Consider the following 22,501-nt stretch of genomic DNA (forward strand, 5'->3'; position numbering starts at 1 on the left):
AAAATGTTATTGAATGGGATAGTGGCGGCGGTAATTACAATGATTATAACAATCATTGGTATTCCTCGCTTCATTATGTTCTTCCACAAGAAAAAATTGGGTGGGCAACCAACCCTTGAAGATGTAAAACAGCATGCTAGTAAAGCTGGGACTCCTACAATGGGCGGTTTTGTCTTCGTTGTTGTGAGTTTAGTAGTTTCATTAATTGCCGCTTTGGTTTTTGGCAAATTTAGTCCAGCTTTCATTACTGCGTGGTGGGTCTTTGCCATGTATGCTGTCATTGGCTTCTTAGATGACTTTTTGAAAGTATTCAAACAAATTAATGAAGGTTTGACTGCCAAACAAAAAATGTTGGCTCAAATTTTAATTGGGATTGTTTCCTATTTCATTTACAGTCATGGCGAAAAATCACATATTATTCATCTTTTAAGTTGGGAATTTAATATTGGGATTTTCTTTTCAATTTTTATTATTATTTGGCTTGTGGGTTGGTCAAATGCGGTCAATCTTACTGACGGAATCGACGGTCTTGCCTCAATCACTGTTGCGATTTCACTGACAGCTTATGCAGTTATCGCAGTAGCACATCAACAGTACGATGTTTTGTTAATTATCTTGTCAGTCATTGGTGGTTTGCTTGGATTCTTTGTCTTCAATCACAAACCAGCAAAAATTTTCATGGGTGATGTTGGTTCCTTGGCTTTGGGTGGTTTTCTTGCAATTGTATCAATCCTACTTCATGCCGAATGGACTTTGCTTTTAATTGGTGCGGTTTATGTCGTTGAAACACTTTCAGTGATGCTACAAGTTGCTTATTTCAAGAAAACAGGCGGTAAACGTATTTTTAGAATGACTCCTATTCATCATCATTTTGAACTCGGTGGATTTTCTGGAAAAGCAGCTGGTTGGTCAGAATGGAAAATTGACATTGTCTTCTGGTTATTTACAGCAGTGCTATCAGTAATTGCGCTTTGTATTTACTTTGCTTTTTAATTAATAAATTTACTGACAGAATGGTCAGTGAAAAGTCGCTCTTGTGAGCGACTTTTTTTATTTTTTAAAGTTAATATTTTACTGACAGAATGCTCAAGAAAATATTATTTAACTTTTAGAAAAGCTTAAGTTTTACTTGGGTTGAAATTAAGTTTTAACAATTATAATCAATTTATCAAGAAAAGAAAGGATTCCAAAATGAAAAATGTTCTTAAACTTTTAAAGGGGAAAGAAATTATTTTTGTTTCATTACTAACATTAATTGTTGGTGGAGTAGGTGGCTTTTTCATTGGTAAGGGCCAAAGTAATCAATCACAGCAAAATAATTTTCAAGAACAAATGCAAAATCGCTTTGGACAAAATGGACGGAGTCCAGACACTAATAGCGGTGCGACTATGGGTGGTTCTAACAGTCAGTCAAGTAATTCAGGAACGACACAAGAAAGTAGTGACGAAAGTGGAACTGCATCAGCATAAAGGGCCAAGTGGTTTTTAAGGACGTTGAGCCAATCATTCTTTCTGTCTTTATTTTTAATAAATTGACTGACGTGCTTAAAATCGACTTACAAAAAAGAGTCTATCAGAAGAAGACTCAGAAATGAGGAAAATATGGATTTTATAAGACGTGCATGGCTTTTCACTAAAGCCAAAATTGGACGGACAATACTTTTAATTGTTGCCTTTTCAGCAATTTTAATTTTTGTACTTTCAGGATTAATTATTAATAGTGCAGCTAATGTTTCTATTGATAATGCTAAAAAATCAGCTGGAGCAACCGTGTCACTCTCTGTTAACATGCAAAATGTTATCAAAGAAGCACAAAATAGTGCAACATCAAGTTCAAGTAGTAGCAGTTCAAGTGATACTTCTGAAGCAGGTAAACGATTTAATATTGATTTACCAACGATTTCAGAAACAACTGCTGAAAATATTGCCAAACTTGATGGTGTAAAATCAGCAAGTTTCACTTATCAGGCTCAAGCATCAGCAAGTTCTGGTATTGAAAAAGTTTCAACAAGTAGTAGTTCTTCAAGTTCATCAACAGATACGCAAGCAGCTGGTGGATTTGGTGGACGTGAAGGAGGAATGGGCGGAGCTTCCCAAGAGGACTTCACAATCAGTGGGACAAATGATTTAGCAGCAAGTACAAGCTTCACAGATTCTTATAAGATTAGTTCTGGACGCGCAATTAAGGCTTCAGATGAGGGGACGAACAATGTTGTCATTGAATCAACCCTTGCTAGCCAAAACTCGTTAAAAGTGGGTTCAACTTTCACAATCAAAGATAGTAATGACAAAACATATAAAATGACTGTTGTTGGTATCTATACAACAACAAGTAGCTCGACAGAAAGCTCAATTCAATACATGAATACAATGTATACTGCACTTTCTGTAGCAAATTCTATCAAAGGTACGACTGGCAAAGTATCAAATGCAACTTATAGCATGGAAAATCCTGCACAAGCAGATACTTTTGTAAAAGCTGCTAATAAATTAGTTAATGACAGTAATTTCCAAGTTTCTAAAAATGACCAAGCTTATCAAAATGTAAAATCATCATTGAATAATGTTGCAAGTTTTGCTAGAAATATTGTACTCATTGTAGCAATTGCTGGAGCCATTATCTTAGCGCTTATCGTGATGCTCATGGTTCGCGAACGTCGTTTTGAAATTGGTGTTCTGATGAGTCTTGGAGAATCAAAACTCAAAATTATTGGTCAATTTTTCTTTGAACTCTTCATGGTTATGATTGTTTCGGTTGGTATTGCATCAGCTGCTGGAAATGTAGTAGGAAATGTCGTTGGACAACAACTTTTAAAACAAGAAACAACGCAGACAACGACAAGCACAAGCAACATGCAAGGAGCTCCAGGAGCAAATGGAGGCAAAACCGAAGGTCAAAGACCATCAGGAAATGCTGGCGGATTTATGGGGCGTGCAGGTGGAGCAATTGGCTTTGGACAATCAGCTTCTGAAGCAAAAGCACTTGAAAAATTGAATATTAAAACTTCTGTCAGCGAAATTTTACTTCTTGTTGCTATTGCGATTTTGATTACACTAATCGCTGTCGGTCTAGCAAGTATTGGAATTCTCAGATTGAATCCTAAACAAGTTTTAACAAATTGATTTCTAAGAAGAACCAGTCTAATAATTTACTGACAGCTTTCGTTATTGATAAAAAAATAATCACCAGATTCTGTCAGTAAATTTTTAAAATGAGAGGAGCAAAGATGACTCTAAAAGTTGAAAATTTAACTTATTATTATAGCAAACCCGATGACTATCTATTTAAAGATGTCACAGAAAGTTTTGAAAAAGGCACGATGTATGCCATTCTAGGACAATCCGGCTCAGGAAAAACTACTTTTCTTTCACTGCTTGCCGGACTTGATACACCAAAATCTGGAAGTATGTCTTTTGATGATAAAGCAATCAAATCAAGTAATTTAACAAATTATCGTAAAAAAACAGTAAGTACCGTTTTTCAAGCTTATAACTTACTGACCTACATGAGTGCTTATGACAACGTCAAAACAGCCGTAAAAATCTCGTCAGTAAAATTTGAAAATGAAAAAGCAGCAATAGAAGAAGCGTTGAATAAAGTAGGATTGAGCACAGACCTAATTTATAAACCTGTCAGTAAACTTTCAGGTGGTCAGCAACAAAGAGTGGCCATCGCTAGAGCATTAGTTTTAAATCATGAGATAATTATTGCTGACGAACCCACAGGGAATCTCGATGAAGAAACAACAGCTCAAATTGTTGAACTCTTTAAAGAAATTGCTCATAAAGATAATAAAATTGTGATTCTGGTTACTCACGAAAATGAAGTTGCCAAAGCATCAGATGTTGTATTTACCCTTAAACATCGTAAATTTGAAAAGACAGCATAGAATATAAAAACCATTACAATAATTGTAATGGTTTTTTATCCAGCCAAAACAGATAAGCTCAAGGTTTATGGACAATTAAACTAGAGTTGCTCAATAATACTTATGGCACTAAGAATAATTACAAAATTATGTTAAAATAGCTTCTAGGAGTATAGCCATGAGTTTAAATTTAAGAGATCTTGAATATTTTTATCAATTGTCAAAATTGCGTTCGTTCACCAATGTTGCCAAACATTTCAGGGTTAGTCAACCCACTATTTCTTACGCAATCAAACGTTTAGAAACCTACTATGACTGTGATTTATTTTATAAAGATTCCTCGCATCAGGTAGTTGATTTAACTCCTGAGGGCGAACTTTTGGCAATGAGAACCAATGAAATTCTCTCTGAACTAAATCACACGAAAAAAGCTATTCATCGTTCGAGTATGAAAGATTTTAAAGTTGGTTTTCCGCCAATTATAAGTTCATATCTTCTATCAAAGCAAGATAATTTGAACTTTTTGAATGCCTTACATATGATTTATGGTGGTTCTAATGAACTCTTGAGCCTACTTTTAAATGAAGAAATAGATTCGAGCCTTTTAGGAAGTCTAGAAAAGATTAAGCATCCCCAATTAGAAATAGAAGAACTCTTTCAAAAAGAATTTTTTATCATTATGTCGGATAGTCATCCACTAGCCAATGAAAAAGAATTAGGATTTAAAGATTTACTTAATGAAGACTTTATCTTATTGGGAGAGCATAATATCCACTTTAATGCCTTTAATCGTTTAAACGAAAAATATAATCAATCAGCTAATGTAGTTTTGAAATTAGATGATGCTCATACCATAAAAGAGCTTGTCAGAAAAAATTTAGGAATCAGTCTTATGGCAGATATCCGCTTATCAGAAGACTTTAAAAATCTAGTTAAAGTACCATTTATTGAAGAAGATAAACAATTCTTTCATATTAATTATGCCTATCAAAAAAATTCTATTCTCTCTGAAAGTGAAAAAAACTTTTTAGAAATATTGAAAACATTAAAATAAATATTGCATAAGAGCATCAATGATTTGGTGCTTTTTTGATAGTAATTATTTACAGTAGAAAGCGCACAAAAAACTTTCAGGAAATGTTATAATTAGAAGTATGATGTGAATCGTTTTTAGAGCAAATAGCATTATCCAGTCAAAGAAAAATATAAGGAAATTATATTATAATTTATTAATCACTAAATATTTGAGAAGAAATTAATAAGAAGATAAGACTAGATAGGAATTAAAGTAAAATGGAAAAAGATTATTTAAAAACAAGATTTGAACCAGAAGAATTTGAAAAATTAAAAAAGAAACTTGTCAGATATGAGTGTGCTTTAGATGTTGTCAGAACTCAACTTTCTAATCTAAATACCTATTATAATAATTTTGAGGCAATCAACCCAATTGAGCATATCAAACATCGTTTAAAATCACCGGAAAGTATTGCAGGAAAGCTGAAAAAGAAAGATTTACCTGTGACCGCTGATGCTGCTGATGAACATTTATCAGATATTGCAGGAATTCGTATTATTTGTTCTTATGCTAAAAATATCTATGAGATTGTTGAAATTATCAAAAGCCAAGAAGCATTTACAGTTGTTAGCGAAAAAGATTATTTAAGAAATGTAAAAAAAACAGGCTATCGTAGTTATCATATGATTGTCGAAGTTAATTTAGGACATCTATTTAGTGAACAAACCTGCCGAGTTGAAATTCAGTTGCGAACTTCGGCAATGGATTTTTGGGCAACGTTGGAACATAAAGTTCGCTATAAATATGATGGACAAATTCCTGAACAACTCAGTGGTGAACTACAAAATTGTGCAGAGCAAATTCATGCACTAGATGAAAGAATGTATCTTATTCATAAAGTTGTGGATATGATTAATCAGTCCGAAGTTGATATTGAACAAATTGGTTACTAACTAATAAAACAAAAATAAGAACTTGTCAAAGGATGGATAATCTGTTATACTTATTGAGTATGTTTTTGCATACTAATAAAACTGTTCATCCGCTGAGCTTAATTTGCTAGATGCTGCTTAATGATGGGCAAGAGGAGAAAAAAATGAACCTTATCGAATCTATCAACGCTGCGCAACTCCGCACTGATATCCCTGACTTCCGTCCTGGTGACACTGTACGTGTTCACGCAAAAGTTGTCGAAGGAACTCGCGAACGTATCCAAATGTTCGAAGGCGTTGTTATCGCTCGTAAAAACTCAGGAATTAACGAAACTTACACTGTTCGTAAAATCTCAAACGGTGTTGGTGTAGAACGTATCTTCCCAGTTCACACTCCACGTGTTGAACAAATCGAAGTTATCCGTCACGGTAAAGTACGTCGTGCGAAACTTTACTACCTCCGTGCACTCACAGGTAAAAAAGCTCGTATCGCTGAACGTCGTCGTTAAGATACACCAGTTTAACCGCTCTATTGAGCGGTTTTTTTCTTAGTTAAATAAATGATTTCCTGTCTAGCTCATTGAAATGATTTTAGAGAATTTTTTTAATACTTTAGTACTAGTAAAATAAATTTATTTAGTCGTATAGTATGATAAGCGATATTATGTTTAAGAAAAAGAAAGTGGGATGCATGGAAAATCAAGAAATTTTAGTCTCTGTCAAACGTTTTATTGAATATGGGTTATCCAGCAAGTCACAAACATGCCGTGTCGAATGGTTTTGGGATGTATACAGTAGAGGACGGAAAGATACAAAAAGGTTGGTTTTCAGAAGATATTTTAAGCGTGCTCATGCAATTTGGGCATATTAAATAATGGAAATACTGACTATTATGCATAAAATAAAAGACTACTCACGGGTAGCCCTTTTTTTATAATATGAGATTGAAAAGTTGCTTGATAATCTATTAGCGAGATATTGTAATGAAAAAAGACAAAACATATTGGAATTTACTTACGGAAAATGAGATAATTAATAAAACGTAGTTTATAAAATACAACATCGTCATCAAATTCAGAAAGGACTGAAATGAAAAAAAATATCAGCCGAGAAGAAGCAAAGAAATCTTTAGTCTATGACCCTTATTTTGAAAAAGGCCATTATGGTAGTAAAATTTTTCGAACAATAATTGCTCTTTTAGGCTGGTGTGGTGTTGTCATTCCATTTTTATGGATTATTTTTCCTTTTGTTTTTCCAAATCGAGCAGGTCTTAATCATATCATTGTTTATAGAGAAGAAAAATCTACACTTCTATTTCTTTTCATTTTTCTCTCTTTATCTTTTGTTTTCCTAGCTATTTTATATATCATCCTAACTTTTTGGAATAATTATCGTTTTAAGCATTTTCTACAAAAAGAAAAGCAGTACGATGCTGAACGTGTCGATGTAAGACGAAAGTTAATTAATCAAGCTTATGATGAACGATTTGGCACAAAAGATTTTCGCCATAATGTTTGTTTTTATTCGGTCAAAGAAGAGCAAAATTTGGAAACAGATTTTGTGAAAAAACTTTATCAGAAGGGAGAAAACAATGATTAGTTTTGTTCAAACGGGAAATGGCATTGTTGACTTTATTCTGACACTGATATTTCTGGTGTTAATTACTTATCCAATTTTAGGCGGATTCGCCTGGTTTATTGGAGTCTTATGTTATAGCTTTTTGTTCAAATATAAGCAAAAGGATTGGGATGATATTCCAGTAGAAGTTGAACCTTTTGTTACTATAATGGTTCCAGCTCATAATGAAGAAATAGTCATTGAAGATACACTTAATTATTTAATGACAAAAATTAATTATGAAAATTATGAGGTTCTAGTTACTGATGATGGTTCAACTGACCGAACCCCCGAAATTTTAAAAGAATTACAAGAAAAATATGATAAATTGCGCGTGATTAGAATTGAAAAAAATAAAGGAAAAGCGCATGCCTTTAATATTGGTTTAGGATTTGCAAAAGGAGAACTAGTTTTAAGCAACGATGCAGATACTGTTCCAGAACCTGACTCTTTAAATCGCTATATCAATTATTTTATTCGACAAGATTCTACTAACATCTCAGCAGTAACAGCTAACATGGATGTTCAGAATCGTGCAAAATTAATTGCGAAATCTCAAACAGTTGAATTTTCTAGTATTGTAGGAATTATTAAACGGACTCAACTTGGTGTGCTAGGGAGTATTTATGCCTATAGTGGTGCAAATACGATGTATCGAAAAGATGCCTTAATTGATGTAGGTTTGTTTCGACAAGATAGAGCCACAGAAGATATTAGTATTGCTTGGGACCATCAAATGGACGGTTGGTTATCATTGTTCGCGCCCCGTATTATGTTCTTTATGGAGGTTCCAGAATCTCTGAAAATGCTCTATCGTCAAAGGAAACGGTGGGCCAAAGGTGGAACAGAGGTTTGGCTGACTAATTTTAAAAAAGTATTTTTACACCCTTTTGACAATGTTGACCGAACAATTATGTTTATTGACCAAAGTTTCAGCATTATCTGGTCATTCTTTTTCTGGATTTCGTCAGCAATTTTTATCTGGTCTTTATTTCAATTTACCATTACCGGAAACTTAGAACGAATTTATCACATGTTAACGATGGCCTTTCTCTTTGTTTGCTTTGAAATGATTTCGGGGACTTTTCAATTAGTCGCTTCATTAATAGTTGATGACCGTGGAAGAAAAGTAAAATATCTATTATTTGCTCCACTTTATATGCTTTTTTACTGGGTAATGAATGCATTAACCATTGTAACGACTTTTGTTCCAGCAGTAAAAACTATTCTAGGTTTGGGGTCTGGAACATGGAAAAGTCCGGAGCGTAAAGGGATAAAAGTGACAAATAAAAAAGATAATTGAAATTACTAACAATAAAAATTTGATTTTATATCTTATCATTTGAAAATTTTTGAGGAGTTTAAGTACTCCTTTTTTTGAATTAATTTTTTAAGAAGACTAATAATAAAAATAATAACTTGCTTAAAGATAAGGAAGCGTAATTTTTTAATCATCAAGGACAAGATACTGTATTCATTATGTTATAATTAAATGAGAATTGAAGAATATTTTTTGGAGGTAAAGTTATGTTAACAGATTTTGAAAAACTTCGACGCGGAGTCGGATTTAGTGGAATAATTTCAATTATTATTGGTTTATTGATATTATTCTTACCTACAAAAACAGCAGCTATTGTCGCAGCTCTTGTAGGGGTAGCACTCGTAATTATGGGTGTCATTTATATTGGAGCAAATCTAGTCAAAAGAAGTGAAGAAAAAGGAAATTTCTGGAGAATTTCCCATCTCTTGTTGGGATTTATCTACTTATTTGCAGGAATTTTTGTCTTTTCAGATTTGAATGCAGCCGCAGAATCACTTTTTGTCCTTATTGGTATTTTTGTGGGGATTAGTTGGATTGTAGATGGAATTGTAACTCTTACAGTTTTGACTAATTTCAATAGTAAATTCTGGGAAATTTTCTTAAGTGTAATTAGTATCATTGCTGGTTTTACTTTAGTATTTTCTCCACTTTGGGGAGGGGTAACTTTGTGGTTACTTCTTGGAATCGAATTTTTAATTGTTGGGTTCATCAAAATGATTCACTATTACAGATGGGATAAATAGAAACGAAAAGGCCGACGAATTTCGGCTTTTTTTATTTATGCAACTTTATTAGAGATAAATAAAATTTTTATGGAACAAAATTGGTAATGGTTGGTCTCAAAAAAATCTAAAGAATATATTTGGAAGCGTCTGACAATTTTTTATTCGTGATATAATTTTTAGTGGACGTTTTTTGACGTTCTTAGATTGGGGATGAGAATGAAAAATTATCTCAAATGGCTCAAAGATGAGCTAAAATCAATTAATACAGCCGGAAGTATCATGCTTTCGTTTATCATAGGAGTACAGTTGGCTTTCTTTTTAACGTCAACAATTACGGTTTTATCAGTAATCACTTTGATTGCTACCTTAATGGGGTCGGCATGTACAGTTTACATGATGATTGGAAAACCAATTAATGGTCTTTTGGGACTGATTAGTGCTTTTGGTTATATCTATATTAACTGGACTGCTGGTCACTATGCCTCTGTTTTAGATCAAATTGTTTTTGTTTTGCTGATTGACTTGCCATTGATTTTCACTTGGAAAACTTGGGGACATCGAATTGAAAATGGGGTCAAATTCATGAAGACAAAAGGATGGATTTTGACAATCATCAGTATGTTGGTTCTTTGGTGGCCGATTACAACCATTTATACAAAACTTGGAGACACCAATCCTTTATGGGATGCTATTACTTTAATTATTGGAGCTGCGGCTTCAATCTTGGTTGTTAGAGGTTATGGGGATAGTTACTCACTTTGGCTCTTATCTGATGTGGTCATGATTATTTTATGGGCAACAGCACTTATGGATGGCTATTCTGCAAGTTCTTTAGCAATGCTTCTAACTATTACTTTCTATTTGGTTACTTCTTTATATGGAAAATTCTTTTCTATTTGGAAGAATGACAAGAAGGCAAGTGGAGAAGTAGTAACTGAGAGAAACTAAAAAGGGAGTTGCTCATTGAGCAACTTTTTTTTATTTAAAGTATAACAAAAGCACCTACTCTCAAAATTAAAGTAGATGCCTTTATCGATTGGGATACTCGCCCATTTTTTTCTCCTTAAACTAATTGTTCTAAGTTTTGTACAGCTTCTTCAATAGTATCTCCAGCACCATAAATATTTGAATCATTTACAAGTGATGCTCTAAAGATATTATGAGAAGTATCTAGAGTTACTGTATATTGGAAAAATTTGTTTTTGTTAGTGAATGTCATAGTACATTCTCCTTTCTTTATTTATTATACGAAAGGGAACCAAATTGGTTCATAACGAAATTCCAACTAAATTGTAGCATAAAGAAATCAGAATATCAAAAAAAGTGATTTAATATTTTCATAAAATTATATTTTTACTTCTAAGTAAAATTGGAAAAGAAGTCTTAAAAATAAAAGTTTCTTCTAAAAATATAGTGAGTGTTTAGTTGGACTTCTTAAATATTTTATCATAGAATATAGTAAAGGAGGCGTTTACAATGAGAGATGAATACAAGAAAATTTTAGTTGCAGTTGATGGCTCTGACCAATCGAAAGAAGCAATTCACGAAGCAGTCGCCATTGCCAAAAGAAATAAAACTTCATTATTTGTTTTACATGTTAAAGATGAAACAAGACTTCGGGGAACTCCTTATGCTTTGGCAATTAATTTGGATGATTTAGAAACAGAATCTAAAGAAATTATTGCTGAAGTTGAGGCTCTGATTAATGATGAAGTTGAGTTTGAAGTCCATGCCTTTACAGGAAATCCAAAGAAAGAAATCATTAATTTTGCAAAGCAATTTGAATTGGATTTGATTGTAGTCGGTTCAAATGGTAAGGGATTATTAGACAGGATGTTAGTCGGTTCGACGACAAGTTATGTTGTTAATCATGCGCCTTGCAATGTTATGGTTGTAAAATAACCAAAAAATCTTGGCGTAAGCTAGGATTTTTTATGAAGATTTATATGATGACAAAAGAATTCACTAGAGTTAGTGAAGAAAAGGATGATAGGGGAATGTAGAGAATAGGAGGAATGAGTTAATGGCGTCGAAACAGGAGTTAATTGATTATGTAGCAGACCGTACAGAACTTTCAAAAGTGAATGCAGCAAAGGCAATCAATGCCTTTGTCGAGGCAATCACTTACTATATTTCTGAAGGGACTCCCGTGCATATTTCAAATTTTGGAACTTTTGAAGTTCTTAAACGTGCAGCCAGAGTCAGTCATGATGTTCATTCAAGAGAAAAAATTTTAGTAGGCGAACAAAATATTCCGGTATTTAGAGCTGGAAAAGCTTTAAAATTGGCTACGAAACAAGAACTATCTGATGAAGATATGGTGATTGAAACATTGAGCAATATGATTTTGGAAGTTCAGCATCATGATTAACACCTGTTAATGGCTATTATTTTCCAAATAGAATGATAAAAAACGATTCTTCTAAAAGAACCGTTTTTTTTTAATTTATGAGCTCAACTAATAGATTAGCAATTTGAGTAGGTGTTTCCTTTTGTTTTCGACGAATCCATGATTGAGTAGTTCCAAAAATAGCATTAGCATAGTAGGTTGTCGCATAAATTTCCCCTAATTTTCCTAATTTAAGATGTTTAGATTGAGGGAAAAAGGAACTTTGAATAAGTTCTTTGAGTTTTTGCAACATAAACTGGTGGATTTCTTTGCTACCATTTTCCGAAAGAAGAGCGGCATATATTTGATTTCCTTTTAGAAATTCAAAAGTTTCAAGCATCGTTGCATGAATATTTCCGTTATTTTTTTCAAAGACATATTGAATAGTCTCAAAAAGTCGACGTTGATAGGCTTCAATCATGTCATATTTATCTTGATAATGAGTATAAAAACTACTACGACTAACTTTAGCTAATTTCACAAGTTCAGTCGTTGAAATTTGGTCAAAAGATTTCTCGCCTAAAAGTTGAATCATGGCATCTCGTAATTGAAGTTTTGTACGATCTTTTCTGCTGTCATTGGACATTATAGGGGGACCTCCGTCCTTTTTAGAATGTAAGTGCTTTATTTAGACAAATTTAAAGATGTGTCCAAAACTGAATGGATAATAATTGTCAAATTTTCTAAAAAGTTTATAATACGTATTGTAACAGTTTTTGGACGTGTTGTCCATAAAGAAAGGGGAAAAGATGTTAAAAAAAGAATGGCAAGCCATTTTAAAGCACAAATTTTTTATTATTGTTATTATCGCATTGGCACTTGTACCAGCAATTTATAACTATATTTTCTTAGGTTCTATGTAAGACCCTTATGGTAAACTTAATGACTTACCGGTAGCAGTTGTAAATTTAGACAAGACGTCTGAATTGAACGGTAAAAAATTCAAACTTGGTGATGATGTCATTGCCGAAATGAAAAAATCAAAGGATTTAGATTATCATTTTGTTTCAGAGGATAAAGCTTCTAAAGGGATAAAAAAAGGTGATTATTACATGGTTATCACTTTTCCAGAAAACTTTTCAGAAAATGCAACGACTTTAATGAATAAGAAACCCAAAACGGTCCAGTTAGATTATCAAACAACACGTGGTCATAACTATATTTCATCAAAAATGAGCGAAAGTGCGATGAATCAGCTGAAATCAGAGGTTTCTAAAAATATCACAGAAACTTACACCAAAGAAATTTTTGCTAAGCTTGGTGATATGAAGTCAGGAATGAAAGAAGCTTCTGACGGTTCAAATAAATTGGCTGATGGAACTTCTTCAGCATTGGATGGTTCAAAAGAATTAAGTAGTAATTTGAATACTTTATCTTCATCAAGTTTAACTTTTACTGACGGCGCAAATAATTTGAATTCAGGCTTAAATAAATATGTATCAGGAGTGAATCAGGCTGCCAATGGGGGACAACAACTTTCTTCTGGTGCTGACCAATTTGTCAGTGGAACGCAACAATTAGCAGCAGGTACACAAACGCTGGCTGATAAATCAAAAGAGCTGTCAGCAGGTTTAACAGAGTTGACACAAAAAACAGCTTTGTCAGCAGAGCAACAAGCTCAAATTAGCCAGCTTCAAAATGGCCTGACTGATTTAAATAATGCTATCCAAAATGGTGCTAAAGATACGGGTTCAGCAGATTCCGTGAAAAATGATTTAGCTTCTGTGAAAAAAAGTTTAGAAGATACGCAAACGATATTAAGTGATATTGTTCCTAATCAAATCAAAGCGATGGCTCAAACAAAGGCTTATAATAGTTTGAAAACTGACCAACAAAACGAACTAAATGCAGCTATTTTAAACTCTGCTCAGTCAACTTTATCTCCTATTCAAACAAGTATGACTTCAGTTGCGGATAGTTTAACTGATGTGGGCAATCAATTGATGGGAATTCAAAATCAAACCAAAGAACTTGCCCAAAATTCTAATGTTGCTCTTCCTGGTGCAAATGCCATAATTTCACAATTGTCAACAGGGCTTTCTGACGTAAATAGTGCCCTAGCAAATCAAGTCACACCTGGTTTTGCCCAATATGCTGACGGAGTTAATCAAGCAAACGCTGGCGCTCAACAATTAGCAAGTAAATCAAAAGATTTACAAAGCGGGACAATGCAATTAGTTTCTGGATTGTCACAATTACAAGCGAATGGTTCAACTTTAACTTCAGGTTCAAATCAATTGGCAGGGGGGGCTCAACAAATTTCCTCTGGTTCACAACAATTGGCAAATGGAGGTTCAAGTTTAACAAGTGGTTTGGGAACGCTAAATACAGGGGCTAATAACTTGTCAACAGCGTTAACCAAAGCAGATGATACTCTCTCAGCAACTAATAATTCTAATGAAAATGCTAAAAAAGTAGCTGCACCGTTGAAACTTAAACATACTGATCATGACAATGTACCAGAAAATGGTGCAGGAATGACACCATACATGATTAATGTTGCTCTCTTTATTGGTGCCCTTGCGACAAATGTTGTGATTGGAATTGGTTTCTCAGGTGAAAAATGGAAATCTGGTCGCGAATTTATGTTGGCGAAAATTGGTACAAATGGTTTGGTAGCACTTTTACAAGGAATCATCGTCTGGGGAGCAGTTGCTCTTCTTGGATTGAGACCAAATCATTTGTGGGAAATGTTGTTGTCAGTACTTTTAATTAGCTTCGCTTACATGGCAATCAATACTTTCTTCTTAACGGCTCTAGGTAAGATTGGTGAATTCCTTATGATTGTAGTCTTAGTTCTACAACTGGCGACGAGTGCAGGAACTTACCCCTTACAACTTGCGCCTAAAATATATCAAGTCATCAGTCCTTGGTTACCAATGACTTATGGTTTAAAAATGTTACGCGAAACCATTGGTTTGAATGGAGCAATTTTACCAGAAGCAATCCTATTTGTGGTTATTATCGCTCTCTTTACTTTCATGTTGAGTTTCTTCAAGAAATTCTCGCGTTTTGCATAAAATAAATTACTGACAGAAAATTTTATGAATAAATTTTTTCTGTCAGTAATTTTTTATCTAGAAATTTTAAAATAAATTTGGTAAAATAAAGCTGTAAAAAGAATTTGACAATTTGGATTTGTCCTAGAAAGCACATTCGTTCAACTTTTAAAGTTTTGCTTTTTATGACAGCCTAAGGAGATAAAATGGCAGATAAATACACAGAAGAGCAAGTGAATGAAATCAAGGACAAAATTCTCTCTGCCCTTGAAAACGTCATTGACCCAGAGCTTGGGATTGATATTATCAACCTCGGATTAGTTTATGAAATTAGCTTTGAAGATAACGGATTTACAGAAATTAAAATGACATTGACAACAATGGGTTGCCCTTTGGCGGACCTTTTGACTGAACAAATTCATGATGCTTTGAAAGAAGTGCCAGAAGTTGGTGAAATCAAGGTGAACTTGGTTTGGTATCCAGCATGGACAGTTGATAAAATGAGTCGTTATGCCCGTATTGCTTTGGGAATTCGATAAATATAATAAAAGACTCCTTAGTCAGCATTGACTAGGGAGTTTTTATTTATTAACGAAATTCATTGTTCAATTATAATTTTTGTCTGTATATTTTAATCTTTGGTATTTTATTTTAAAAAATAATATTTTTTTATTAGTTCTAATTTCTAAAAACTTAGTCATAACAAGAGGTTTAAACCAATAAAAAAACATTTAATTTAGGTAATGCATTTGTTATTTGACTAAAAGTATAGGTCGTGTTATAATTTTTTTGCTTAGGAAATATTTTGAAAATTTAATTTAAGCAATTTTGGTTAGAGATTTTCTAACCATCGGTAGGTGAGGCTACCACAGGGATACGGGTTGCTGCCGCAGAGTCGTGGAGACACGATGAGAGGGCCAACAGTTCACGTCGAAAAAAGAAGGCGTGAAATAGTGCAACAACATCGCCCTGCGGAGCTAAAGCTTGAACGATACTGGGTACTTTAGTTCACTTGATAGTGTATCTTTTTGAAATCATACCTTGTCTACGTTCAACCGACGTAGGCAATTTTTTTATAAAAAAGTAGGTGGTGAAAATGGAAGCACAGAATAACAGTGGCTCAGACCCTGAGAGCTATAGGAAGAAAGATAGCATAAAAGTGGACAAGCATTTTTATCACTTCAATCTAATCTAGTTCTCTGAGTTGGAGCTGTACAATCAAAATCTACTATAAATCAGAAATTGAGGTACAAGCCGATGACAAAAATATTAATTCATACAACAATAAAAAATAAAAAAATAAGGAAGAAAAAGTTATTCATTGATTTGCAACTAGAAATACTCTTGTCGTTCATTTGGAAAATTAACGAAGGGGGATTCATTTATGGATAAAAAAATTACAAAAAATAGTTTTTTAGATTTATCTATTTTGATTCCTTATTTGATTCTTTCAGCTGTTGGCTTACTCATGGTGTTTTCAGCAACTGTCCCCTATCAAATTAACCGAGGACTATCTCCTTATCGATTGGCAATTTCTCAAGGAGTCTTTATAATTATAAGTTTTGTGGCTTTAATTATTACTTATCGAGTAAAATTAAGAATTATAAAAAATGAAAAGATTTTAAAAATAATTTTTCTAATTATTATCTTGCTGATGATTTATTCAAGGGTGGGTCCTAATACATCAGCGAATGGAGCGCATGGATGGATTCCCTTACCAGGGATTGGAACTATTCAGCCGGTTGAATTTGCAAAACTTTTTACAGTTTGGTTTCTTGCTTCTATCTTTTCTAACAGACAAGAAGAGATTGAGAAAAATGATATTCAAGCAATTTTTAAGGGTAACAATCTCATAAAAAAAGTTGTAGGGGGATGGCGATTTCCGATTATCTTACTAATGATAGTGGAACTCAGTATGCCTAATTTAGGAAATACAGCAATTATTGGGCTCTTAGCCTTGATAATGATTGGTGCAAGTGGAATTTCTTGGCGATGGTTTTCAGGTTATGGGAAGATGTTGCTTACGATTAGTCTTAGTTTTTTGCTCTTTCTTTTTATCAGTGGAGGCGATTTGATTCCAGGATCTTATATTAATGCTCGATTTAAAGCATTCGTTAATCCTTTTACTGACTTGGCTTCTTCGGGTCATCAACTTGCTAATTCATATTATGCGATTGTAGATGGTGGCTGGTTTGGAAGAGGACTGGGGAATTCGATTGAAAAACAAGGATTTTTGCCTGAAGCTCATACAGATTTTATATTCTCAGTAATAGTAGAAGAATTGGGAATCATTGGTGGAATTATAATCCTAGCTGTCATTTTTTTCATGATTACCCGAATGCTTTTGGTGGGGATGCGGGCAAAAGATCCATTTAATTCAATGATTTCAATTGGTTGTTCATCTTTTTTGCTGATACAAGTTTTTGTCAATTTAGGTGGAGCAATTGGTTTGGTTCCAGAAACAGGTGTCACCTTTCCCTTTTTATCACAAGGTGGATCATCATTTTTAATTTCAACTTTGGCAGTAGGACTGGTTTTGAATAGCTCGGCTGACGAAAAATTAAAGAGTTTAAGTAAGTTATAATTTTTAACAAAAGAAAGAAGTATTCTTGATATGAAAAGAAAAGAAATTAGACAAAAGAAAAAAATAAAAAGGTCTAAAAAGGTATATTTTGTTCGTTTTATGTCCCTTTTTGTTATTTTAGTCGTGGCAGTTAGTGCGGTTATCTATGTTCAAGCAGAGAAAACATTAACGAAAACTCATGTAAATACAAAAATAAAAAGTTCTAGTATATCTGCAAAAAAACCACTAACTATATTGCTTATGGGAGTGGATACTGGTGATAATAGTCGAGGTGGGGCAGATTCATGGAATGGAAATTCAGATTCTCAAATTATTTTAACATTGAATCCTCGGACAAAAGCAACCACTATTATTTCAGTGGAACGAGATACGATGACGAATATTGAAGATGCATCTGGAAAAATTCAATCTACTCAAAAAATGAATGCTGCTTATCCTTTAGGATTTAATAATGGTGGGTTATCATCTGCTGTCACTTATGCCATGAAAACGATTGGTAGTCAAGTAGGGCTTAATCTTAATAATTTTATGATTGTTAATATGGACGGTTTAGTAAATCTTGTGAATGACGTTGGAGGAGTAGAAGTTGTTAATGATACTAATGGCTCAGATGTCTATCAAGGGACTGATTCAGGTAAAATAACTTTGCCTGGTTCAGATAAAATTGTAGATAGTGGAGCGATTTATATCTCAAATACAGAACCTGAATATAAAGCTTATGTTCCTTATCTTTCAGGAAATCCTAAGCAGCTCATCAACGGAGAACAAGCTTTAGTTTTTGCCCGAGATAGAGATACGTTAGCTAATGGGAATTATGGACGCGCCGCTCATCAACGAGAAGTTATGACTGAATTAATGAACAAGATGCTTAGTCTTAATAGTGTTTTTAAATATCAATCATTTTTAAATGATATTTCATCAGATTTTAAAACGAACATTTCAATAAATCTTGCTAATTTGACCGCACTTATGGCTTATAAAGATTGTCTTAACAAAGTAGTTTCTATTCAATATCAAGGGGTAAGTCAAATGGTGGATGGTGGAAGTTATGAATTCATACCAAAAAATGTGGATTTGGCTATTCAAAATATAATGAGACAAGCAAATGATGAGTCTGTCACTGATAAGCTTGATCAAAGTGTCATTACTTATGAAAACTATTTTGGAAGTCAAACTGACCAATATTATATGCCTTCTGCGACGGTAACTATCAAAGGTGAAAAAAGTGAAACTTATGGAGTGGATACTAAAGGGAGTCTAGTAAAAATAAATAAGGAGAATGCCCAAGACTATGTTTCAAGTCAAGGAGGAGCTTTAGTCGCTAATTAAAATAGAGAAAATAAAATAATGTTAACCAGTTGACATTGTTTTATTTATGATATATACTTAACTGGTTAACTAAATTAATAAATGAAAGGATAATATTTTGGCGAAGAAATCAAAAATTGCTAAATTTAAAAAGCAACAAAAATTAGTTGCTCAATATCAAGAGCTTAGACAGAAACTTAAGAAGGAAAAAAATTATGAAGCTCTCAGAAAACTGCCTAAAGATTCTCACCCCAATCGAATGAAAATGCGAGATCGAATTGACGGAAGACCCAGAGCCTACATGCGAAAATTTGGTATGTCACGAGTTAATTTTAGAAAATTGGCGCATGAAGGTAAGATTCCAGGAGTTAAGAAGTCAAGCTGGTAGAAATCTTTTTGAACAATCTTATGGGATATGATAAAAATTTTTTTATTAAGTAATTTAAAGAATACTTCATCTTAATGAATGGAGTATTTTTTCTCTATTTTGCTTAAGTAAAATTTAAGTCTTAAGTCCGAGAAAAAGTAAGCTTTTTTTTGGTACAATAGATTTATGAATAAAAAATTGAAAGCAATCTTTATTATAGAAATTTTTATTGTATTAGGATTGATTTTTCATGTGATTAGTACACCGCGTATGTGGGTAGTTCTAGCTTTAGCTATTCTCTTTACGATCTTGGCGACTCGTTCGCGTGCGCGTGTATTACGTATCATAAGTTTCATTTTTTGGGCAATATCGGTAATGATTCTCTTCACAGTTGGATGGTTCTGGTTAGCAATTATCTTCCCTACGATTGCTTGCATCGTTTTTTGGAAAAATAATCCACGAGAAGGAGGAGTAAGAAATTTTTCTTACGAAGATATTTCTCAAGATGAATCTGAGTCAATCATGAATGAAAATCAAAATGATATCATTGATCTTGATGATGTTACTTTTAAACCTTCTGGAAATAGTCTTTCTATTAAAAAAATGACAGGTAATACAAAAATTATTGTTCCTGAGGACGTAGGAGTTTCGCTTGATTTAACAACAAATGCTGGGCTTGTAAAGATTTTCAATGAGGCAGCACAAATTAATGCGGGAAATGTTCGTTATTTTAGTGAAAATTTAGATCAGGCGGAAAAACGAATTAAAATCAATATCCGTGTTGATTCAGGAAATATTGAGGTGATTAGAGGATGAAAAAATCACTTTTCACAACCTTTTTAGCAGTTTTTAGTATCATCCTTATTATGTATCTTCTTCTATTTATAATGATGAATAGTGGTCAACCTTTAGGGGGACTAAATACCGCTAATATTATTAGGGAACTTCGAGATAATTTCTATGGTTTATGGATATTTATATCAGTTGCAGGATTACTTGCGCTGATTTTTACCCTTTTTAATCATATTGAAAATATGGCTATTCAACAAAAATTTCAAGATGATATTAAACTTTTAGAAGAAAATCAACAACCTGAATCTCCTGAATTACAAGCTGTTCATGATAAAATTATGAATATGTCAGCTGAACTCCAAGAATTATCTAAGCAAAAATCTGCTGACAAAGCTGAAATTATTGAATTAGAGCGTAAAAGAATTTCACGGGAACTTCATGATTCTGTCAGTCAAGAACTTTTTGCAGCGACAATGATTTTATCTTCTGTTGCTGGTTCCACACAAAATTTGACTAAAGAACAAATCGAAACACAGGCACAATTGGTTTTAAAAGTGCTCCATTCTGCACAAAATGAAATGCGAGCGCTCTTACTACATCTTAGACCAGTAGAATTAGATGGTAAGAGTCTAGCAGAAGGGCTGTCAGCACTGACAGACGAACTTCAAGCGAAAATATCAGCAAATATTACGGTTAAATTGGCTGACATTGAAGCAACGAGTAATGTTGAGGACAATTTATTTCGAATGGCTCAAGAGATTTTATCGAATACTTTGCGTCATTCGCAAGCCGAACACATTGAAGTTTCTTTAAGAGAATCACTTGGAAATATTTTCTTAAAAATTGCTGATGATGGAGTCGGTTTTGATGTTTCTACTAGTGATAAGACGGCCAGTTACGGTTTAGCCAATATCAAAGAGCGTGCTTTATTAATTGGTGGAGATGCCAAAGTAACCTCGGCACCAGGTGCGGGGACAACTGTTGAAATCATTATCCCTAAAGCGAAGCCGAGCCTTTAAAAATGATGAGTATTTAGAAAGAACAAAATGGAAAAAATTAAACTTTTAATTGTTGATGACCACCAGATGGTGCGACTAGGTTTATCAAGTTTCATGAATATTCAACCCGATATCGAAGTGGTTGGTGAAGCTGCTGATGGCGAGTCAGGATTTTTAAAAACTGAAATGCTTGACCCTGATGTTATTCTCATGGATTTAGTGATGGATCGACTTGATGGAATTGGAGCAACGCAAAAGATTTTAGCCAAAAATCCAGAACGAAAAATTTTAATTCTAACGAGCTTTATTGATGACGAAAAAGTTTTTCCGGCTTTAGCTGCTGGAGCTAAAGGTTATATTCTTAAAACATCACAAGCTGCTGATATCGCATCTGCAATCAGAAAAGTTGCCAATGGAGAAGATGTCCTTTCCGATGCTGTCAAGGAAAAGATTGCTCAACAAAAACATCGAAAACATGAATTATATGATGATTTATCAAAAAGAGAATTAGAAGTATTAAAAGTACTTGCGACGGGACTTTCTAATCAAGAAATTGCTGACGAACTTTTTATCAGTTTAAAAACAGTCAAAACTCATGTTTCTAATATTTTTAATAAGCTTGAAGTGTCAGACCGAACTCAAGCAACAATTTATGCCATTCAACATCACTTAGTTTAAACCTGAGGAAAAACAAGTTAGAAATATGATATAATTAAGTTTGTACAAATAAAATTAAAGTGAAAAAAAGATGGAAAAAATATTAGAAAAAACCCCAAAAATAAAAATCATTTTTTTTGATATTGATGATACTTTGAGGGTCAAAGATTCAGCTTTTATGCCTGAATCAATCACTGAAGTCTTTCATAAACTTCGTGAAAAAGGGATTATGACAGGAATTGCAACGGGAAGAAATCTTTTCGGTGTTGTTCCAGAAGTTCGAGCATTAAAACCAGATTTCTATGTAGCAATCAATGGTGCCTATGTTGAAAATGGACAAACAGGAGAGGTATTATATAAAAATACATTTTCTAAGGAGTTGGTTGAAGAAATCATTAGCTGGTTAAAAGCTGAGAAAAGCGGATATACCTTCGTTGGTTCCGACAGTTTACGGATTTCCAAATGGGATAAAGTTGCTAGTGATGCTATTGGTCCAGTTTATTCGGAATTGGAAGAAAATCCCAATTATTATAAAACAAATGAAATTTATCAAATGTTGACAATTTCTGACCATGATGACCAATTAGAATTACCAGAAGCTTTATCCGATAAAATTCGTTTGGTTCGTTGGCATCCAAACAGTTCAGATATTGTTCCAATGGAAGGTTCTAAAGCAATCGGCTGTCAAAAAGTTTTACAAGAACTTGGTCTGAAAGCTGAGAACATGATGAACTTTGGTGATGGACTTAATGACCGTGAACTCTTTGATTTTGCCGGTCTGTCAGTAGCTATGAAGGTTTCACATCCTGAAATTTTAGAAAAAGCGGATTACATTACTGATTCTGTTGAAAATGATGGAATTCTAAAAGCCTTACAAGCCTTAAAAATTATTGATTAAAGCTATCAGTAAAAACTGTCAGTAAAAATT

The 22,501-nt window shown here is 33.5% G+C and carries 24 protein-coding genes, 1 pseudogene and 1 riboswitch; of the genes and pseudogenes, 23 read left to right on the plus strand and 2 right to left on the minus strand.

The window, feature by feature from the left end; genetic code table 11:
- Positions 1 to 3 precede the first annotated feature (3 nt).
- From mraY to pnuC, 11 genes are all read left to right on the plus strand, one after another.
- The gene (gene mraY, locus MKX45_RS05745; RefSeq protein ID WP_128267934.1) at positions 4 to 993 is read left to right on the plus strand and encodes a phospho-N-acetylmuramoyl-pentapeptide-transferase; all 990 of its coding nucleotides are present in this window, start codon (positions 4 to 6) and stop codon (positions 991 to 993) included.
- A 198-nt stretch (positions 994 to 1,191) separates the two neighbouring features.
- Positions 1,192 to 1,470 (plus strand): hypothetical protein, encoded by a 279-nt coding sequence (locus tag MKX45_RS05750; protein WP_057720905.1) that lies wholly within the window; start codon positions 1,192 to 1,194, stop codon positions 1,468 to 1,470.
- A gap of 132 nt (positions 1,471 to 1,602) precedes the next feature.
- Entirely contained in the window at positions 1,603 to 3,123 is a 1,521-nt protein-coding gene (locus MKX45_RS05755) for an ABC transporter permease (RefSeq protein WP_163656488.1), read from the plus strand.
- A 104-nt stretch (positions 3,124 to 3,227) separates the two neighbouring features.
- Complete coding sequence (locus MKX45_RS05760; RefSeq protein WP_340816898.1) at positions 3,228 to 3,890, plus strand: ABC transporter ATP-binding protein; 663 nt, start codon at positions 3,228 to 3,230, stop codon at positions 3,888 to 3,890.
- 157 nt (positions 3,891 to 4,047) lie between these two features.
- Positions 4,048 to 4,923 carry a LysR family transcriptional regulator gene (locus tag MKX45_RS05765; RefSeq protein WP_012897518.1) on the plus strand — a complete coding sequence of 292 codons (876 nt, stop codon included), beginning with the start codon at positions 4,048 to 4,050 and terminating at the stop codon, positions 4,921 to 4,923.
- A 239-nt stretch (positions 4,924 to 5,162) separates the two neighbouring features.
- Positions 5,163 to 5,837, plus strand: coding sequence for a GTP pyrophosphokinase (locus MKX45_RS05770; RefSeq protein WP_003131377.1), 675 nt, complete (start codon positions 5,163 to 5,165; stop codon positions 5,835 to 5,837).
- 143 nt (positions 5,838 to 5,980) lie between these two features.
- Positions 5,981 to 6,325 carry a 50S ribosomal protein L19 gene (gene rplS / locus MKX45_RS05775; RefSeq protein WP_012897519.1) on the plus strand — a complete coding sequence of 115 codons (345 nt, stop codon included), beginning with the start codon at positions 5,981 to 5,983 and terminating at the stop codon, positions 6,323 to 6,325.
- 580 nt (positions 6,326 to 6,905) lie between these two features.
- The gene (locus MKX45_RS05780; protein WP_340816899.1) at positions 6,906 to 7,415 is read left to right on the plus strand and encodes a cell division protein; all 510 of its coding nucleotides are present in this window, start codon (positions 6,906 to 6,908) and stop codon (positions 7,413 to 7,415) included.
- Positions 7,408 to 8,736 (plus strand): glycosyltransferase family 2 protein, encoded by a 1,329-nt coding sequence (locus MKX45_RS05785; protein ID WP_340816900.1) that lies wholly within the window; start codon positions 7,408 to 7,410, stop codon positions 8,734 to 8,736. The genes MKX45_RS05780 and MKX45_RS05785 overlap by 8 nt, the downstream gene beginning before the upstream one ends.
- 224 nt (positions 8,737 to 8,960) lie before the next feature.
- Positions 8,961 to 9,497, plus strand: a complete 537-nt coding sequence (locus tag MKX45_RS05790; protein ID WP_340816901.1) for an HdeD family acid-resistance protein — start codon at positions 8,961 to 8,963, stop codon at positions 9,495 to 9,497.
- A gap of 198 nt (positions 9,498 to 9,695) precedes the next feature.
- The gene (pnuC, locus tag MKX45_RS05795; protein WP_042230211.1) at positions 9,696 to 10,427 is read left to right on the plus strand and encodes a nicotinamide riboside transporter PnuC; all 732 of its coding nucleotides are present in this window, start codon (positions 9,696 to 9,698) and stop codon (positions 10,425 to 10,427) included.
- A 115-nt stretch (positions 10,428 to 10,542) separates the two neighbouring features.
- Here the strand turns inward: pnuC and MKX45_RS05800 are convergent, their stop codons facing one another.
- Complete coding sequence (locus MKX45_RS05800; RefSeq protein WP_003131383.1) at positions 10,543 to 10,698, minus strand: hypothetical protein; 156 nt, start codon at positions 10,696 to 10,698, stop codon at positions 10,543 to 10,545.
- Positions 10,699 to 10,955: 257 nt separating this feature from the next.
- Here MKX45_RS05800 and MKX45_RS05805 point away from each other — a divergent pair, with 257 nt between their 5' ends.
- Together MKX45_RS05805 and MKX45_RS05810 are read left to right on the plus strand one after the other, a co-directional pair.
- Positions 10,956 to 11,381, plus strand: a complete 426-nt coding sequence (locus tag MKX45_RS05805; protein ID WP_015426174.1) for a universal stress protein — start codon at positions 10,956 to 10,958, stop codon at positions 11,379 to 11,381.
- Between the two features lie 121 nt (positions 11,382 to 11,502).
- Entirely contained in the window at positions 11,503 to 11,850 is a 348-nt protein-coding gene (locus MKX45_RS05810) for an HU family DNA-binding protein (protein ID WP_340816902.1), read from the plus strand.
- Between the two features lie 70 nt (positions 11,851 to 11,920).
- On the opposite strand, the gene MKX45_RS05815 is transcribed toward MKX45_RS05810, so the two are convergent.
- Entirely contained in the window at positions 11,921 to 12,454 is a 534-nt protein-coding gene (locus MKX45_RS05815; protein WP_003131387.1) for a TetR/AcrR family transcriptional regulator, read from the minus strand.
- A gap of 337 nt (positions 12,455 to 12,791) precedes the next feature.
- On the opposite strand from MKX45_RS05815, the pseudogene MKX45_RS05820 reads away from it, so the two are divergent.
- The 10 genes and pseudogenes from MKX45_RS05820 to MKX45_RS05865 all read left to right on the plus strand — a co-directional run.
- Positions 12,792 to 13,058, plus strand: a pseudogene (locus MKX45_RS05820) (YhgE/Pip family protein); the annotation flags it as partial.
- An 87-nt stretch (positions 13,059 to 13,145) separates the two neighbouring features.
- Complete coding sequence (locus tag MKX45_RS05825) at positions 13,146 to 14,888, plus strand: YhgE/Pip domain-containing protein (RefSeq protein ID WP_340817267.1); 1,743 nt, start codon at positions 13,146 to 13,148, stop codon at positions 14,886 to 14,888.
- 185 nt (positions 14,889 to 15,073) lie between these two features.
- On the plus strand, positions 15,074 to 15,406 hold the full coding sequence (locus MKX45_RS05830; RefSeq protein WP_003131392.1) for a metal-sulfur cluster assembly factor: 333 nt from the start codon (positions 15,074 to 15,076) through the stop codon (positions 15,404 to 15,406).
- A gap of 303 nt (positions 15,407 to 15,709) precedes the next feature.
- A riboswitch (M-box (ykoK) riboswitch) is annotated at positions 15,710 to 15,871 on the plus strand.
- A 380-nt stretch (positions 15,872 to 16,251) separates the two neighbouring features.
- Positions 16,252 to 17,451 (plus strand): FtsW/RodA/SpoVE family cell cycle protein, encoded by a 1,200-nt coding sequence (locus tag MKX45_RS05835; protein ID WP_015426190.1) that lies wholly within the window; start codon positions 16,252 to 16,254, stop codon positions 17,449 to 17,451.
- A gap of 30 nt (positions 17,452 to 17,481) precedes the next feature.
- On the plus strand, positions 17,482 to 18,780 hold the full coding sequence (locus MKX45_RS05840; RefSeq protein ID WP_340816903.1) for an LCP family protein: 1,299 nt from the start codon (positions 17,482 to 17,484) through the stop codon (positions 18,778 to 18,780).
- 97 nt (positions 18,781 to 18,877) lie between these two features.
- Positions 18,878 to 19,147 carry a 30S ribosomal protein S14 gene (rpsN, locus tag MKX45_RS05845; RefSeq protein ID WP_057720855.1) on the plus strand — a complete coding sequence of 90 codons (270 nt, stop codon included), beginning with the start codon at positions 18,878 to 18,880 and terminating at the stop codon, positions 19,145 to 19,147.
- Between the two features lie 165 nt (positions 19,148 to 19,312).
- Entirely contained in the window at positions 19,313 to 19,942 is a 630-nt protein-coding gene (gene liaF / locus MKX45_RS05850) for a cell wall-active antibiotics response protein LiaF (protein WP_012897539.1), read from the plus strand.
- Entirely contained in the window at positions 19,939 to 20,937 is a 999-nt protein-coding gene (locus MKX45_RS05855) for a sensor histidine kinase (RefSeq protein WP_015426194.1), read from the plus strand. The genes liaF and MKX45_RS05855 overlap by 4 nt, the downstream gene beginning before the upstream one ends.
- Before the next feature lie 27 nt (positions 20,938 to 20,964).
- On the plus strand, positions 20,965 to 21,594 hold the full coding sequence (locus MKX45_RS05860; RefSeq protein ID WP_003131402.1) for a LuxR C-terminal-related transcriptional regulator: 630 nt from the start codon (positions 20,965 to 20,967) through the stop codon (positions 21,592 to 21,594).
- 70 nt (positions 21,595 to 21,664) lie between these two features.
- The gene (locus MKX45_RS05865; RefSeq protein WP_057720854.1) at positions 21,665 to 22,471 is read left to right on the plus strand and encodes a Cof-type HAD-IIB family hydrolase; all 807 of its coding nucleotides are present in this window, start codon (positions 21,665 to 21,667) and stop codon (positions 22,469 to 22,471) included.
- Positions 22,472 to 22,501 lie beyond the last annotated feature (30 nt).

The sequence above is a fragment of the Lactococcus sp. FSL W8-0209 genome, assembly GCF_038006585.1.
GTDB lineage: Bacteria > Bacillota > Bacilli > Lactobacillales > Streptococcaceae > Lactococcus > Lactococcus lactis.